Consider the following 15425-nt stretch of genomic DNA (forward strand, 5'->3'; position numbering starts at 1 on the left):
CTGTCATTCACTCCGTTCTATATACATGCCTGACGGAAGGTTATTCTCCCCGGCTTCAGGCAGCTTAATGGTCACCTGCGCACCCCGTCCGTACTCACTGCGGATCTCGAGACTGCCCTTATGGGCTTGTATAATACGCTGGCTGACCATGAGTCCAAGCCCGGTCCCTGACTCTTTATTCGTGAAGAACGGCTCGCCCAGCTTAGGAAGCATATCCTCCGGAACCCCTCCGCCCTCATCAGAAACAACAATAACCACAGAATTATTCTGCTGCTGCTCCTCCAGGGTAATCGTCCCTCCGTCAGGCATAGCCTCAATCGCATTTTTGATTACATTAATGAATACCTGCTTCAGCTGGTTCTCCTCACAGTGCACCATAGCCGGCATATCCGAGAAATACGTTACAAACTCTATGCCAAAAAGATGGGCTTGGCTATCCAGCAGAGAGATCACGTCGCCGACAATATGCCGCAGATCCCTCAACTGAAAATGAACGGCCTGCGGCTTGGCCAGGATCAGAAACTCACTTACAATCAGATTGATCCGGTCCAGCTCCGAGAGCATAAGATCAATATGCAGCGGGACCAGAACCTTCTTCTCCTGCTGCAGCTGCAGGAACCCTCTCAAGGTGGTCAGGGGATTGCGTATCTCATGGGCAACTCCGGCTGCCAGCTGGCCGACCGTAGTCAGCTTCTCAGAGCGTCTGAGCAGCTCTTCAATCCGGTTGCGCTCAGTCATATCACGGGATACATGTACAAAAGACTGCGGCTGCCCTTCCTCATCCCGGATCACCGAGGTGCTCACACTGACTTCTACGATAGAGCCGTCACGTTTCAGTCGTACGGTCTCTACGGGCGGCAGAGACATTCCGTTCTTGAGCTGCCGCAAACGGACATCTTCCTGCTCCTGTACTGTAGCCGGCACCAGATAAGGCGTCTTGACCAGCGCTTCCGCTGCACTCCATCCATAGAGCTCTTCAAAGGCTCTGTTCGTACTTATAATCCTGCCATCCATATCCACAGTGTGGATCGCATCCGAGGTGCCGTTAATTACAGACTCCAGATGCTCTTTAACCGCCCGGTTCTCTTCCAGCGTCTGACCCAGCCGGTTCGTGTGCTGCAGCAGGTGGGAGGTCATTGCGTTGATCCGGTGGGCCAGCTGTCCGAGCTCATCCCGGCTCTCTACATTTAATGGAGGCTCGAATTTGCCCTTGGCCACATCATTCACCTTAGCCAGTATATCCTGAATCGGCCGCGTGACGAAGCCGGCCATAATATAACTGGCCAGGAAAAAGATAATAAGCAGCAGCACGGACGTGGTGATATTATTGAACAGCTGCTCTTTAATTACGGATGAGATCAGCGAGTAATCCATAACCACAGTAATTACATAATCGTCGGCTCCCGGCTGTTTGATTGGAATGAAGCTCTTGAGCACTCTTTTGCCCAGAACCTCTGTATCCAGCGTTACCGGCTCACCCCCGTTGATCGCTTCCCGTATTGCCGCCTTATCCTGTGCAACGTTGCCGTACGTATACGTACCGTAATGAATAGGGCGGTTGCGCAGCTTCACATTAATCGGGTCACTGCCATCGGGCAGCATGCTGGGCGATCCGAACGTTTTGGGATTAAAGCCTGTAATCTCCAGGATGCCGGGGTTCACGGCTTTGGAGTCCTGAATAATTTCGTCAGGTCCCATAATCTTGACGTAATCGCTTACGGCAGTACTGCGGATATAAGGATCTATGATATAGTTGCTGGTACCATCATAATAGTAACCCCATTTATCAATGTACTCCGGATTTGAGGTTGAATATTCGAAAGGGCCGGACCAGAAATTATCCATTGTCTGCCCCTGGTCAACGGATACCCGCTGGCCTGCAAACAACTCCAAAAAAGCCACATACCAGTACCCCATGCCTTTGGTCGAGAGTCCGATCTCTGTGGGATCTGATGACTTGGCTACAACAATATCATTGTCAGTCTTGACCAGAAGCGAGATATTAGACACGCCCAGCTTGATGGCCAAGGCCTGCAGCTCCCTATTGTCCACATTCTTGATATCCGGGTCAAGCTCAAGCGAAGCCAGAATAGAGGTCATCCTCAGGTTCTGGGCAATTTTATGCTGCACATAGTTGGAACTATAACTGCTCTGCTCAACCGAAACAGCGATCTGCATGGCAGTTATCTTCATATTACTCAGACTTTCATTACGCAGATTATTCCGGACGGCATATAGATTAAGTGTAAGATTCAGCGTCAGGATTAAGAGTACCGAGCCGAAAATAATAGCCGATAATTTCGTTTTTATAGACAAGCGTATTGTTCACCTCTTACCGCTGGTAAATCCTAGCGGAGCATTCATAATTATCATACCTTTTGCCTCTCCATTTGAAAAGACATTTCAAACAGGGATAACCTGGGGAACATATTGAATTCTTCAGACACATTCTCTACAATAAGTAGGAAACCATCCACAGGTTATGCACATATAAACATTTTGCTAAATCGCGATGTGTACAATTTTGTGCATAAGTCGGGCTTTATCCACAGAGTTGTCCACAATTTGTTAAGAACGAATATTTGTTCGTTGTACAAGGAGCTATTTTAGAAGGGAAGATGAACTTGAATACACAACTTGAAGAGTTGCCGCCAGACGAGCGGGCAATTCATGAATATTGGATGAACGAGGCAATAGGCGAAGCCCGCAAAGCAGAAGCACTGGGTGAAGTGCCGATCGGGGCAGTGGTTGTCCGTGAAGGTACAATTATCGGGCGCGGCTACAATCTGCGTGAGACCACGCTCGATTCCACTGCCCATGCGGAGATGGTTGCCATCCGTGAAGCGAGTACGGCCCTTAATTCCTGGCGTCTGCTCGACTGCCAGCTCTACGTGACCCTGGAGCCCTGTCCCATGTGTGCAGGAGCCATGGTGCAGGCCAGAGTCCCGCTTACTGTTTATGGTACTCCTGATCCCAAAGCCGGCTGTGCAGGGACTCTGATGAACCTGCTGGAGGAATCGCGTTTTAACCACCGTACAGAGGTCATCCAGGGTGTGCTGCAGGAAGAATGCGCAGAGCTGCTGACTTCGTTCTTCCGCCGGCTGCGGCAAAGACCCGCCAAGCTCTAATGAAACGGATCAGATATATCATTCTATTGTGACCAGGAGGACGATCCATGTCTTTTAAGCTGTACAATACCCCGAAGGGAATCTATATCTCTTTATTGAAGCTCACGGATGCCGAAGCGCTGCTTAACCTCCGTCACCGTAACCGCAAGGAGCATCAGCAGTTCGAACCCCTCCGTGACAATGACTACTTCACTCTGGAGAGCCAGCGGCAGCTGATTAACCAGCGCATCCTGGACGCCCGGCAGGATAGTGCTTATATGTTCGGCATCTATCTGCTCAGCGGCGAGCTGATTGGCCAGATTACCATTTCTAACGTGGTACGGGGTGTCGGACAATTTGCCGATATCGGATATTTTATTGATTATGAAATGCAGGGTAGAGGGTATACCAGCGCAGCGGTGCATCTGATCCTGGGCTATGCCTTCCGTTCCCTCGGCCTTCACAGGCTGCAGGCGGCCATCCTGCCTCATAATGACGGCTCCCGCAGAGTACTGGAGAAGAACGGCTTTCAGGCTGAAGGACTTGCCCGCCGCTTCATCAAAATCAACGGAGAATGGCAGGACCACCGCACTTACGCCATTCTGGCTGAAGATTTTCTTCCACAGGAGCAATAGCCTGATCTGCCGGAGCCGCCGGCAAGCAGCACAAAAATCCCGTATGAGCGGAGGTTCGCTTATACGGGATTTCTGTGTTACTGCAGTATTTATTAATAAGTACCTGTGGCTCCGAACTGCTGCTGCAGCTCTTCCAGGGTAATCACATCTTCGCCTTGCGGAATTCCGATCTGGAAGGTTTGTTTCTCATTGATCTTGCTGTATTGATTGCTAGCGGTCATAGACAGAGCAACATTCTCACCTTGTTCAGGATCATTCACTTTGATATCCATAAGCATATCCTGATACACCGGGAAGTTATCGTCATTGATCGCCGTGTTAAGATGGAACTGGTTAATCGTCAGATGCGTGTTCAGCTCAGCCAGATCCTTATCGAATTCAGCGCGTGCTTCACTGGACTGCAGCTCTTCCTTCGCTTTAGCCAAGTCGGCAGCATCGATCTTCAGCAATTCCTTGTATTCATCCTTGCCGAGAATATCGATGATCTTAGGCAGCGCATTGTTCACCAGGATGGTGAGCGCCTCTTTGACATTATCATTCGTTACCTGGAACTGGACAACCTGTTTGGCTTCAACCCCTTCAGGCAGGCCGGCTTCCTTAGGTTTGATTTCGTTAAAATACTTCTCTTCGTCGTACTCACCCAGTAATGTGTTCATCACTTCATTAGACAGCTTCTGCACTTTCTGCGTGTCCATAGCCGACGGGTTGAATTCAGCCCCCTCCTGCTCGGCCAGTTCCTTCAGATCCACTTCAACAAATTTACCTACGATTGTCTCGGGAAGCGGTAGGAACGGAATGGACGGCACTTTGACATACAGCTTCTCTGCTGTCATTACCATCGGAACCGTGAAGGACATCGCCATATCCCCCTTCAGATTCAGAACCATTGTAAGCTCTGTCTGCATCGGCTCTGCCTGGTAGACTCCATCAACTGTAAGCTCAGCATTCTTGAGCATGCTGAGAATTTGACCCGTTGTAGCATCAGCTTCGCTTGTACCTGTGTCGATCGTCAGGTCATTAACGGTAAGCTTCGTCTTCATTTCATACGATGTCATCGCCGCAACTTTATTTGCAGCAGCGGACAGTGCCTCTTTCGGTGCCTCTTTTTTTGCACACCCCGGCAGAATTACTGCGGCGGTGAGCAGCAATGCAGCAGCGGATAACCCCCATTTTTTATTCATTATTGTTCTCCTCTCCCATGTGAAAAATTCTTTCCCCTCCCTAATGATAAACCATTTGGCAAATATGAGAAACATTTCTCTCCATTTTCATCTCCGGCTAGGGTCAGCCCTGAGGATTATTATGGTCAACGTGGTTAGCCTGTTTTACCTTTTTTGAACCGGACAACGGCTCAGGACCTGATGAATGATGTTCCTTGCGCGGCCCCTGATTATCCTGCTGTACACCGGGTACCGGCATGCTTTTTGGTTTGCTCATCTTGTTCGCCTCCTATGGATTGGTTAAGCCCTGAAGCGCCTGCGCGCATTCATGAATCTGCCTTGTATACTGCTGCGCCAAAAGCTGTACGGCATCCCTACGCTCATCCGCAACGCGCCCGTCCTGCTCCGCGTCGAGCAGGTTCACAGCAACCTCACGGCTATCCACATAAGTGCAGCGGAAGTCGAGGGAATACCCTTGGCGCCCGGCTGCATTGAAATGAATGAGCAGACTGTTCTGGTCCGCCGCATCCCCCTGCACGCTGAAGCTGTCCCCATCCTCCATCAGTGCAGGCAGGCGTTCCTGCCAGGCAGACACCAGACTCTGCTGATCTACTTGTAATTGTCGGTCCATCTTTATGATCATCCTCCTTCTCTAATACATTGCCGAGAAAGAGAGCTTTTTATTCTCTTTGGAACATGTTCCATCCAAAAGAATCCTCCGAGTACAACAAAAAAACCGTCCCCCATAAGGAGAACGGCTTCTATCTGCAAATCTTTGAGTGTAAAGGAATGGCGGAGAGGATGGGATTCGAACCCATGTGGGCTTGCACCCTAACGGTTTTCAAGACCGCCCCGTTATGACCGCTTCGGTACCTCTCCAATGCATCTAAATTTCACATGCATTAGGAATTATATCACACCCACCAAATAATATGCAACTATAATTATTGAGCAGTTTGTGCGCTTATGGATTTCACATTACGCATATACGGCTGCAGGCATTCCGGAATCAGAACACTGCCGTCTTCCTGCTGGTAATTCTCCAGAATAGCCGCTACTGTACGGCCTACGGCCAGCGCAGAACCATTCAGCGTATGCACGAATTCCGGCTTGGACTTGGGCTCTTTGCGGAAGCGGATATTGGCCCGGCGGGCCTGGAAATCCTCGGTGTTGGAGCAGGAGGAAATTTCGCGGTACATTCCGCTCTCCGGCAGCCACACCTCCAGGTCATACGTCTTCGCCGATGTGAAGCCCATATCTGCCGTACACAGCAGCAGGACGCGGTAAGGCAGTCCAAGGAGCTGTAGGACGCGTTCAGCATCGGCTGTCATCTTCTCCAGCTCCTCATAGGAGGTCTCCGGACTGGCAAGCTTCACAAGCTCCACCTTATTGAACTGATGCTGGCGGATCAGACCGCGGGTATCACGCCCCGCAGATCCGGCCTCCGAACGGAAGCAAGAGCTGTAGGCTACATGGTACTTCGGCAGATCACCAGCTGTCAGAATCTCTTCACGGTAGTAGTTCGTTACAGGCACTTCTGCTGTAGGGATCAGATAATATTCTGTATCACGCAGCTTGAACAGATCCTCTTCGAACTTCGGCAGCTGTCCTGTTCCATACAGGCTATCCTTGTTGACAATGTACGGCGGCAGCATCTCTTCATAGTTATGCTCTCCGCTGTGCAGATCCATCATGAAGTTGATTAGAGCGCGCTCCAGTCTTGCTCCCAGCCCTTTGTAGAAGGCGAACCGGGAACCCGTAACCTTGGCTGCCGCTTCAAAATCAATGATATCCAGCTGCTGCGCCAGCTCCCAGTGTGATTTCGGAGTGAATCCGAACTCTCTGGGCTCCGACCAGCGGCGTACTTCAACATTGTCCTCCTCGGACTTGCCAACCGGCACCGATTCATGCGGAATGTTCGGAATGCTCATGGTCAATTCATCAATCTTAACTTCGAGCTCGCGTACTTCATCGTCCAGCTCTTTGATCCGGTCGGAAACCGTACGCATTTCTGCGATCAAATCATCGGCCGGTTCTCCATTTTTCTTCTTCTTCGCTACATCTCCGGATACGGTGTTCCGGCGGTTCTTAAGTCCCTCTGTTTCCTGAAGCAGCTCACGGCGGCGCAGATCAAGCTGCGGGAAGCCGGCAATCAAATCGAGCGACTTTCCTCTTTTGGTAAGGGCCTCTTCTACTCTTGCATAATCACTACGCAACACTTTAACATCTAACACAAAGTTTCCCTCCTGAAAACAGCCCAAACTCTTTCAAAATGCTGATTTGTTTACAGCTTTGAAAGAGTCAGGATGTTTTATATGCAGTTCTATTGATTGGCTGCGCTACTGTCCTCTACCATGTCGGCAAAATATTGATGCAGCCTGTAATCATCAGTCAGTTCCGGGTGAAAAGAGGATACCAGCAGGTTGCCCTGACGTGCAGTTACAATCTCATCCTTATAGATGGTAAGCACATCGACATCCGGACCCACCTCGTTAATGAGCGGAGCACGGATAAACACCGCACGTACCGGCTCAGCAATCCCTTTAACCTCCAGATCACATTCAAAGCTTTCCCGCTGGCGGCCAAAGGCATTCCGGGCAACGGTAATATCCATCAGCTCCAGATGACCGGGTTCGCCTCCGGCAATGTGCTTGGCCAGGACAATCATGCCGGCGCAGGTACCAAAAATCGGCTTGCCTTGACCCGCAAACTCACGTATAGCTTCTATAAAGCCATATTTGCGCATCAGTTTGCCGATGGTCGTGCTCTCGCCGCCGGGAATAATCAGTCCCTCTACCTCTTCCAGCTGCTCTACACGCTTGATAGGCAGACCCTGCGCACCTGTCTTCTCAATACTGACAATATGCTCTGTTACAGCGCCCTGCAGCGCCAACACTCCTATTCTCATCCGGAAGCCTTCTCTCTATTAACGGCCGCGTTCCGACATACGTTCAGCCGGAGTCAAAGTGGCAATATCAATCCCCTTCATCGGGGCGCCAAGGTTCTTCGACACTTCCGCAATCAGCTTGTAGTCTGTAAAGTGGGTGGTCGCTTCTACAATGGCACGGGCGAATTTCTCAGGGTTGTCGGACTTGAAGATCCCCGAGCCAACGAACACGCCGTCAGCACCAAGATGCATCATGAGTGCGGCATCCGCAGGCGTAGCTACACCGCCGGCAGCGAAGTTAACGACAGGTAATTTGCCAAGCTGATGAACTTCCAGCAGCAGCTCATAAGAAACGCCAAGTATCTTAGCTTCATTATAGAGCTCATCAAGCGAGAGGTTAGTCACTTTGCGAATTTGACTGTTTATGTAGCGCATGTGGCGGACGGCTTCAACGATGTTGCCGGTTCCCGGCTCACCCTTGGTACGGATCATCGAAGCTCCTTCGTTAATCCGGCGCAGGGCTTCCCCAAGGTCCTTGGCTCCGCATACAAAAGGAACGGTGAATTCACGTTTATTGATATGGAACACTTCATCTGCCGGCGTGAGCACTTCGCTCTCATCCAGATAGTCAACACCGAGGGATTCAAGAACCTTGGCTTCTACATAATGGCCAATACGGGCTTTAGCCATAACAGGAATGCTCACTACCTTGATAACCTCTTCTACAATAGTAGGATCGGCCATACGTGCTACACCACCCGCTGCGCGGATATCGGAAGGTACACGTTCCAGAGCCATAACGGCTACTGCGCCCGCTGCCTCGGCAATTTTTGCCTGCTCTGCATTCATGACGTCCATAATGACGCCACCTTTTTGCATTTCTGCCATGCCTCTTTTAACTCGCGATGTTCCTGTTTCCATGTCTAAGCCTCCCGAATGATCTAACCTAATCTAACTTGTAATTCTACCGCAAGGCGGTGATATATACAACCTATTTACTGGGATTTTGTCGTAATGCTGGCATTAGACTGCCGTGCGGTTAGAACAAGTTCTTAATTCCTGTAAACAGGTCGCCAAAAAATTCTCCGATTGCTCTCATTAGCAGTTTGAACCAGCCAGCCTTCTCTGCTTCCTCGGCAGTAATCAGGTTAACCGTCTTCTCCTGAACCTGAGACATTCCTTCGATCTGGTAGGTATATGTGACCTTACCTACTTTGCTGGCTCCGGCAATCGGCGCGATCAAGGTTGCCGGGTCGTTCGTCACCACTGTAGTTTTGATCTGTGGAGAAACCGTACCCTTTGGTACCATGAACGTAACTCCCGCATCCGTCACAACAGGTACATCCTTATTCTTGCCTTTGAGTACAGGCACCGTTTCAGTACCGGCGATGACAGCCTTAGGCGCTACCACCTGCTTAATCTCGAAATTGTTGAAGCCGAAATCAAGCACCTTCTTCGTTTCCGTGAAACGGTGTGCTTCAGAGTCCGCTCCCATAACTACGCTGATTAGACGCATGCCGTCACGCACAGCAGTACCTGTGAAGCAGTTACCGGCTTTGGAGGTGTGTCCAGTCTTCAATCCGTCGAGACCCGGATAAGCATAGGCTTTGAAGTTAGCAATATCCTTGTTGGCTTCCAGCATCCAGTTATAGTTAATCATCGGTTTGGTGTCACGCTCACGGAATTTATAGGATTGGATCGTTGTAAATTCAGTGAAGTCCGGATGATCCGTTACAATATTTTTGGCAAGAATGGCTGCATCCATTGCAGACATGACCGTTTCGCCTTCTGCCTGCGGACGGAATTTCTCCGGCATGTCCGCTCGGTCAAGTCCGGTGGAGTTAATGAAGAAAGCGGTCTTCATGCCCATCTTCTGGGCAGTCTCGTTCATAAGTGTTACGAATTGCTGCTCCGAACCCGAGACCAGCTCCGCCAAAGCTACTGTGGCATCATTAGCAGAACCTACCGCCATCGCTATGTACAGTTCTTTAACCGTATGTTCATCACCTGCAGCCAGATAAATCCGCGATCCGGTCTGCTTAGATGCATTCTCCTGTACAATAACCTTCTCGTCCCAGGATAGCTGGCCGCTATTTACGGCTTCGGTAACCAGATATTCTGTCATCATCTTGGTCATACTCGCTGGAGGCATAGGCTGATCGGCATTGAGCGACATCAGGACCTCGCCTGTAGTAGGCTCAATCAATACTGCAGATTTTACATTCAGTCCCAGTGACTCCACGCTTGGAATCTTGGTTACTGCCGTTTTGGCAGGTGTTGCCGCTGTCGATGGAGCCGTAGCCTCTGTTGCAGCCGGTGTGCTTACCGCCTCTGCCATCGCAGACGCTGCCGGGAATGCTAGCATATTTAAAAGCAGACCTACTGTCGCTGTCTTCATCACAAGTTGCTTACTACTTAGTTTCCGCTTGTACTTCAATGATTAACTCTCCTTTAATCCTCAGATCAGTGCTTGTTCTATTCTAACACAGGGGTATCTGCAAAAAAAGACAGGCAGGACGAATTTAGTCCTGCCTGTCCGCAAAAATATGCGATTCTTCCCGGTTTACAGGGAATAGTTCGGCGCTTCTTTGGTAATCTGCACATCATGCGGGTGACTTTCACGAAGTCCCGCACCTGTGATCCGGATAAATGAGGTGTCGTTGCGCAGTTCCTCTAATGTTTTCGTACCGCAGTAACCCATACCAGAACGCAATCCGCCGATCAGTTGATGAACAGTATCGGACAACGGCCCTTTAAATGCAACCCGGCCCTCAATCCCTTCAGGAACGAGCTTCTTATCATCATCCTGGAAGTAACGGTCTTTACTGCCCTGCTTCATGGCACTCATGCTGCCCATTCCGCGGTATACCTTGTATTTACGTCCCTGATAAATTTCCGACTCCCCAGGACTCTCTTCCGTACCGGCGAACAAGCTGCCCATCATCACTGCAGCGGCTCCGGCAGCAATTGCCTTGGTGATCTCTCCGGAGTACTTAATTCCCCCGTCAGCAATAACTGGAATTCCGTATTCGCGGGCAACCGTTGCACAATCATAGATTGCTGTAACCTGCGGAACGCCGATACCTGCAATTACGCGGGTTGTACAAATCGATCCGGGTCCAATACCGACCTTGACCACGGATGCTCCGGCTTCAATCAATTCACGGGTAGCTTCACCTGTAGCTACATTACCGGCCACAATAGTAAGATCAGGATACAATTCGCGCAGCTGGCGGACCGCGTCGATAATATTAATATGGTGTCCGTGTGCCGAATCCACTGTAATAAGGTCAACACCGGCTTTTACCAATGCCTCTGTACGTTCAAATGTATCCTTAGAAATACCGATTGCAGCTCCAACAAGCAGACGGCCTTGAGCATCCTTGGCCCCGTTAGGGAACTGGATAGCTTTCTCTATATCTTTAATAGTAATGAGACCTTTAAGAATATTGTGCTCATCCACCAGCGGCAGCTTCTCGATCTTGTGACGTTGAAGGATGCCTTTCGCTTCCTGAAGGGTTGTACCTACAGCAGCGGTAACCAGATTCTCATGAGTCATAACTTCTTTGATCTGAATATTGAAATCGTGGATAAAACGCAAATCACGGTTAGTCAGAATACCAACAAGCTTACCGCCTTCATCTACGATAGGTACACCTGAAATGCGGTATTTACCCATCAGAACTTCAGCATCGGATACCCAGTGGTCTGGCGTAAGTGAGAATGGATTGGTAATAACGCCGCTCTCGGAGCGCTTCACACGGTCCACCTCTTCCGCCTGCTGCTCCACGGACATATTCTTATGAATGATGCCGATCCCGCCCTCGCGGGCAATAGCAATCGCCATAGCTGCTTCCGTGACTGTATCCATACCTGCACTCATCAAAGGGATGTTCAGCTTCACATTCTTGCTAAGTACAGTGGTTAAATCCACTTCCTTAGGCAGTACCTCGGATTTACGCGGAACCAGCAGCACATCATCAAAAGTGAATCCTTCTTTACCAAACTTATCTTCCCACACCTGGGTCATTCCTCCTCGAAATATTCTTTTCTCCACCTGCCTGCCAACTTATGAATAAAAAAACTCCTGCTTCAAGTCCATACCTGATAGACAGCGGTAAAGGCTTGGGAGTTATACATAATAGTGTCTTCAGTTAAGGTTTGAGATGCTTGTCCAAAAATATATTAGAGCTATCTTAGCAAAGGGCTTTTGGCCTGTCAAGAATATTACATCTTCTGATAAGGTATTAAGAAATCTTGCTCCGGGTAAGCGAATTCTTGGACTAAAGTCCGTGTGCAGTGGACAGATTATATAATAATCCATAATTTAACACTTTAACGTCTATGCATTGTCCATGTATAAAAGTATACAAAAAAGCCATTGTCGATTGCTCAACAATGGCTTCATGTGCTTGGCGGCGTCCTACTCTCCCAGGACCCTTCGGTCCAAGTACCATCGGCGCTGGAGGGCTTAACGGTCGTGTTCGGGATGGGTACGCGTGGAACCCCTCCGCTATCGCCACCAAACATGCGTCTGTGAAACAGACGCTGCCGCTTGAAATTCGGTTCATCACGGATGTGTGAATGAATTTCGTTGCGTTCAGGAATTGATTCCTGAAAACTGAATCCGAAACGAATCTGCGCTCTAAGAAATTTGGATAAGCCCTCGACCGATTAGTATTGGTCAGCTCCATGCATTGCTGCACTTCCACCTCCAACCTATCTACCTCGTCGTCTTCAAGGGGTCTTACTAATTGGGAAATCTCATCTTGAGGGGGGCTTCACGCTTAGATGCTTTCAGCGCTTATCCCGTCCGTACGTAGCTACTCAGCCATGCTCCTGGCGGAACAACTGATGCACCAGCGGTACGTCCATCCCGGTCCTCTCGTACTAAGGACAGCTCCTCTCAAATTTCCTGCGCCCACGACAGATAGGGACCGAACTGTCTCACGACGTTCTGAACCCAGCTCGCGTACCGCTTTAATGGGCGAACAGCCCAACCCTTGGGACCTACTTCAGCCCCAGGATGCGATGAGCCGACATCGAGGTGCCAAACCTCCCCGTCGATGTGGACTCTTGGGGGAGATAAGCCTGTTATCCCCAGGGTAGCTTTTATCCGTTGAGCGATGGCCCTTCCATGCGGTACCACCGGATCACTAAGTCCGACTTTCGTCCCTGCTCGACTTGTAGGTCTCGCAGTCAAGCTCCCTTATGCCTTTGCACTCTGCGAATGATTTCCAACCATTCTGAGGGAACCTTTGAACGCCTCCGTTACTCTTTAGGAGGCGACCGCCCCAGTCAAACTGCCCGCCTGACACGGTCCCCGTACCCGATTAGGGCACTAGGTTAGAACCTAGATACGATCAGGGTGGTATCCCAACGGCGCCTCCGCAGAAGCTTGCGCTCCTGCCTCACCGGCTCCCACCTATCCTGTACAGATCGTACCCAAATTCAATATCAAGCTGCAGTAAAGCTCCATGGGGTCTTTCCGTCTTGTCGCGGGTAACCTGCATCTTCACAGGTATTAAAATTTCACCGGATCTCTCGTTGAGACAGCGCCCAAGTCGTTACGCCATTCGTGCGGGTCAGAATTTACCTGACAAGGAATTTCGCTACCTTAGGACCGTTATAGTTACGGCCGCCGTTTACTGGGGCTTCGGTTCACAGCTTCGGGTTTAACCCCTAACCACTCCCCTTAACCTTCCAGCACCGGGCAGGCGTCAGCCCGTATACTTCGCCTTGCGGCTTCGCACAGACCTGTGTTTTTGCTAAACAGTCGCTTGGGCCTTTTCACTGCGGCCCCCTCGGGCTATTCACCCTACCGAGGCACCTCTTCTCCCGAAGTTACGAGGTCATTTTGCCGAGTTCCTTAACGAGAGTTCTTCCGCGCGCCTTAGAATTCTCTTCTCGCCTACCTGTGTCGGTTTGCGGTACGGGCACCTTCTCCTGGCTAGAGGCTTTTCTTGGCAGTGTGAGATCATGACCTTCGCTACTACAATTTTCGCTCCCCATCACAGCCCAGCCTTAGTGATGTGCGGATTTGCCTACACATCAGCCTCACTGCTTAGACGGACATATCCATCAGTCCGCGTCACTACCCTCCTGCGTCACCCCATCGCTCATAGCGGATTACGGTGGTACAGTAATTTCAAACTGTTGTCCTTCGACTACGCCTTTCGGCCTCGCCTTAGGTCCCGACTTACCCTGAGCGGACGAGCCTTCCTCAGGAAACCTTGGGCTTTCGGCGGATCAGATTCTCACTGATCTTTTCGTTACTCATACCGGCATTCTCACTTGTATGCTGTCCAGCGCTCCTTACGGTACACCTTCAACCTACATACAACGCTCCCCTACCCCAGATGCAAAGCATCTAGCCATAGCTTCGGTGGTGTGTTTAGCCCCGTTACATTTTCGGCGCAGAGTCACTCGACCAGTGAGCTATTACGCACTCTTTCAATGGTGGCTGCTTCTAAGCCAACATCCTGGTTGTCTGTGCAACTCCACATCCTTTCCCACTTAACACACACTTGGGGACCTTAGCTGATGGTCTGGGCTGTTTCCCTTTTGACAATGGATCTTAGCACTCACTGTCTGACTCCCGGCAAGAAGTTAATGGCATTCGGAGTTTGACTGAGCTTGGTAACCCTTGCGGGCCCCGCACCCAATCAGTGCTCTACCTCCACCACTCCATTCACCGAGGCTAGCCCTAAAGCTATTTCGGGGAGAACCAGCTATCTCCGAGTTCGATTGGAATTTCTCCGCTACCCCCACCTCATCCCCGCATTTTTCAACATGCGTGGGTTCGGGCCTCCAGTGCGTGTTACCGCACCTTCACCCTGGACAGGGGTAGATCACACGGTTTCGGGTCTACGTCCACATACTCAATCGCCCTATTCAGACTCGCTTTCGCTGCGGCTCCGGCTTCTCACCTTAACCTTGCATGTTAAACGTAACTCGCCGGTTCATTCTACAAAAGGCACGCCATCACCCATAGATCGGGCTCTGACTTTTTGTAAGCACACGGTTTCAGGTTCTATTTCACTCCCCTTCCGGGGTGCTTTTCACCTTTCCCTCACGGTACTGTTTCACTATCGGTCGCCAGGTAGTATTTAGCCTTAGCAGATGGTCCTGCTGGATTCATACGGGGTTTCACGTGCCCCGCACTACTCGGGATCCGTCTCGGAGAGAACACAGTTTAGGCTACAGGGCTTTTACCTCTATCGCGGGCCTTTCCAGACCTCTTCGCCTACCATATTCCTTTGTAACTCCATGTGAGACGTCCCACAACCCCAAGAGGCAAGCCCCTTGGTTTAGGCTGTTCCGCGTTCGCTCGCCGCTACTGACGGAATCACTATTGTTTTCTCTTCCTCAGGGTACTTAGATGTTTCAGTTCCCCTGGTCTGCCTCTGCGTATCCTATGTATTCAGATACGAGTAACTGCGAATTACCACAGCTGGGTTTCCCCATTCGGACACCCCCGGATCAAAGCTTGCTTACAGCTCCCCGAGGCAGTTTCGTTGTTCGCCACGTCCTTCGTCGGCTCCTGGCGCCTAGGCATCCTCCGTGTGCTCTTATTAGCTTAACCGTCACTCCGGTGTTTCGCTTGCTTGCTCATCTTGTTTTGAATGCCGCTCAT

General features: G+C 50.5%; 11 protein-coding genes, 1 tRNA gene and 2 rRNA genes. 2 read left to right on the forward strand and 12 right to left on the reverse strand.

Translation table 11 applies throughout. The annotated features are described in order from the left end of the window. Positions 1-3: 3 nt before the first annotated feature. Positions 4-2316 (reverse strand): ATP-binding protein, encoded by a 2313-nt coding sequence (locus NYE33_RS03710; RefSeq protein ID WP_340948463.1) that lies wholly within the window; start codon positions 2314-2316, stop codon positions 4-6. Between the two features lie 308 nt (positions 2317-2624). Between NYE33_RS03710 and tadA the strand changes: the two genes are divergently transcribed. Together tadA and NYE33_RS03720 are read left to right on the forward strand one after the other, a co-directional pair. Then, a complete protein-coding gene (tadA, locus tag NYE33_RS03715) occupies positions 2625-3128 on the forward strand; it encodes a tRNA adenosine(34) deaminase TadA (RefSeq protein WP_256704065.1) in 504 nt (167 codons plus the stop codon). A 47-nt stretch (positions 3129-3175) separates the two neighbouring features. Then, positions 3176-3742, forward strand: coding sequence for a GNAT family N-acetyltransferase (locus NYE33_RS03720; RefSeq protein ID WP_076248772.1), 567 nt, complete (start codon positions 3176-3178; stop codon positions 3740-3742). Positions 3743-3834: 92 nt separating this feature from the next. On the opposite strand, the gene NYE33_RS03725 is transcribed toward NYE33_RS03720, so the two are convergent. From NYE33_RS03725 to NYE33_RS03775, 11 genes are all read right to left on the reverse strand, one after another. Next, positions 3835-4923, reverse strand: coding sequence for a DUF6612 family protein (locus tag NYE33_RS03725; RefSeq protein ID WP_042132709.1), 1089 nt, complete (start codon positions 4921-4923; stop codon positions 3835-3837). Between the two features lie 103 nt (positions 4924-5026). After that, on the reverse strand, positions 5027-5179 hold the full coding sequence (locus tag NYE33_RS03730; protein WP_042132708.1) for a small acid-soluble spore protein P: 153 nt from the start codon (positions 5177-5179) through the stop codon (positions 5027-5029). Between the two features lie 12 nt (positions 5180-5191). Beyond that, positions 5192-5533, reverse strand: a complete 342-nt coding sequence (locus tag NYE33_RS03735) for a hypothetical protein (protein WP_042132707.1) — start codon at positions 5531-5533, stop codon at positions 5192-5194. 159 nt (positions 5534-5692) lie between these two features. Next, positions 5693-5781: transfer RNA gene (locus NYE33_RS03740), tRNA-Ser, on the reverse strand. Between the two features lie 65 nt (positions 5782-5846). Further along, positions 5847-7136: a serine--tRNA ligase gene (gene serS / locus NYE33_RS03745; RefSeq protein WP_042132706.1), complete on the reverse strand. Its 1290-nt coding sequence runs from the start codon at positions 7134-7136 to the stop codon at positions 5847-5849. A gap of 89 nt (positions 7137-7225) precedes the next feature. After that, complete coding sequence (pdxT, locus tag NYE33_RS03750; RefSeq protein ID WP_076248773.1) at positions 7226-7810, reverse strand: pyridoxal 5'-phosphate synthase glutaminase subunit PdxT; 585 nt, start codon at positions 7808-7810, stop codon at positions 7226-7228. Between the two features lie 18 nt (positions 7811-7828). Then, entirely contained in the window at positions 7829-8710 is an 882-nt protein-coding gene (gene pdxS, locus NYE33_RS03755; protein ID WP_042132704.1) for a pyridoxal 5'-phosphate synthase lyase subunit PdxS, read from the reverse strand. A 118-nt stretch (positions 8711-8828) separates the two neighbouring features. Continuing rightward, positions 8829-10187 carry a D-alanyl-D-alanine carboxypeptidase family protein gene (locus NYE33_RS03760; protein WP_341064805.1) on the reverse strand — a complete coding sequence of 453 codons (1359 nt, stop codon included), beginning with the start codon at positions 10185-10187 and terminating at the stop codon, positions 8829-8831. Positions 10188-10352: 165 nt separating this feature from the next. Then, positions 10353-11810 carry an IMP dehydrogenase gene (gene guaB, locus NYE33_RS03765; RefSeq protein ID WP_039303893.1) on the reverse strand — a complete coding sequence of 486 codons (1458 nt, stop codon included), beginning with the start codon at positions 11808-11810 and terminating at the stop codon, positions 10353-10355. 389 nt (positions 11811-12199) lie between these two features. Beyond that, a 5S ribosomal RNA gene (gene rrf, locus NYE33_RS03770) occupies positions 12200-12316 on the reverse strand. A 127-nt stretch (positions 12317-12443) separates the two neighbouring features. Continuing rightward, positions 12444-15374: ribosomal RNA gene (locus NYE33_RS03775) — 23S ribosomal RNA — on the reverse strand. Positions 15375-15425 lie beyond the last annotated feature (51 nt).

Origin of the sequence: Paenibacillus sp. FSL R10-2199 (genome assembly GCF_038000235.1) — a bacterium.
Classification (GTDB): domain Bacteria; phylum Bacillota; class Bacilli; order Paenibacillales; family Paenibacillaceae; genus Paenibacillus_AQ; species Paenibacillus_AQ phytohabitans.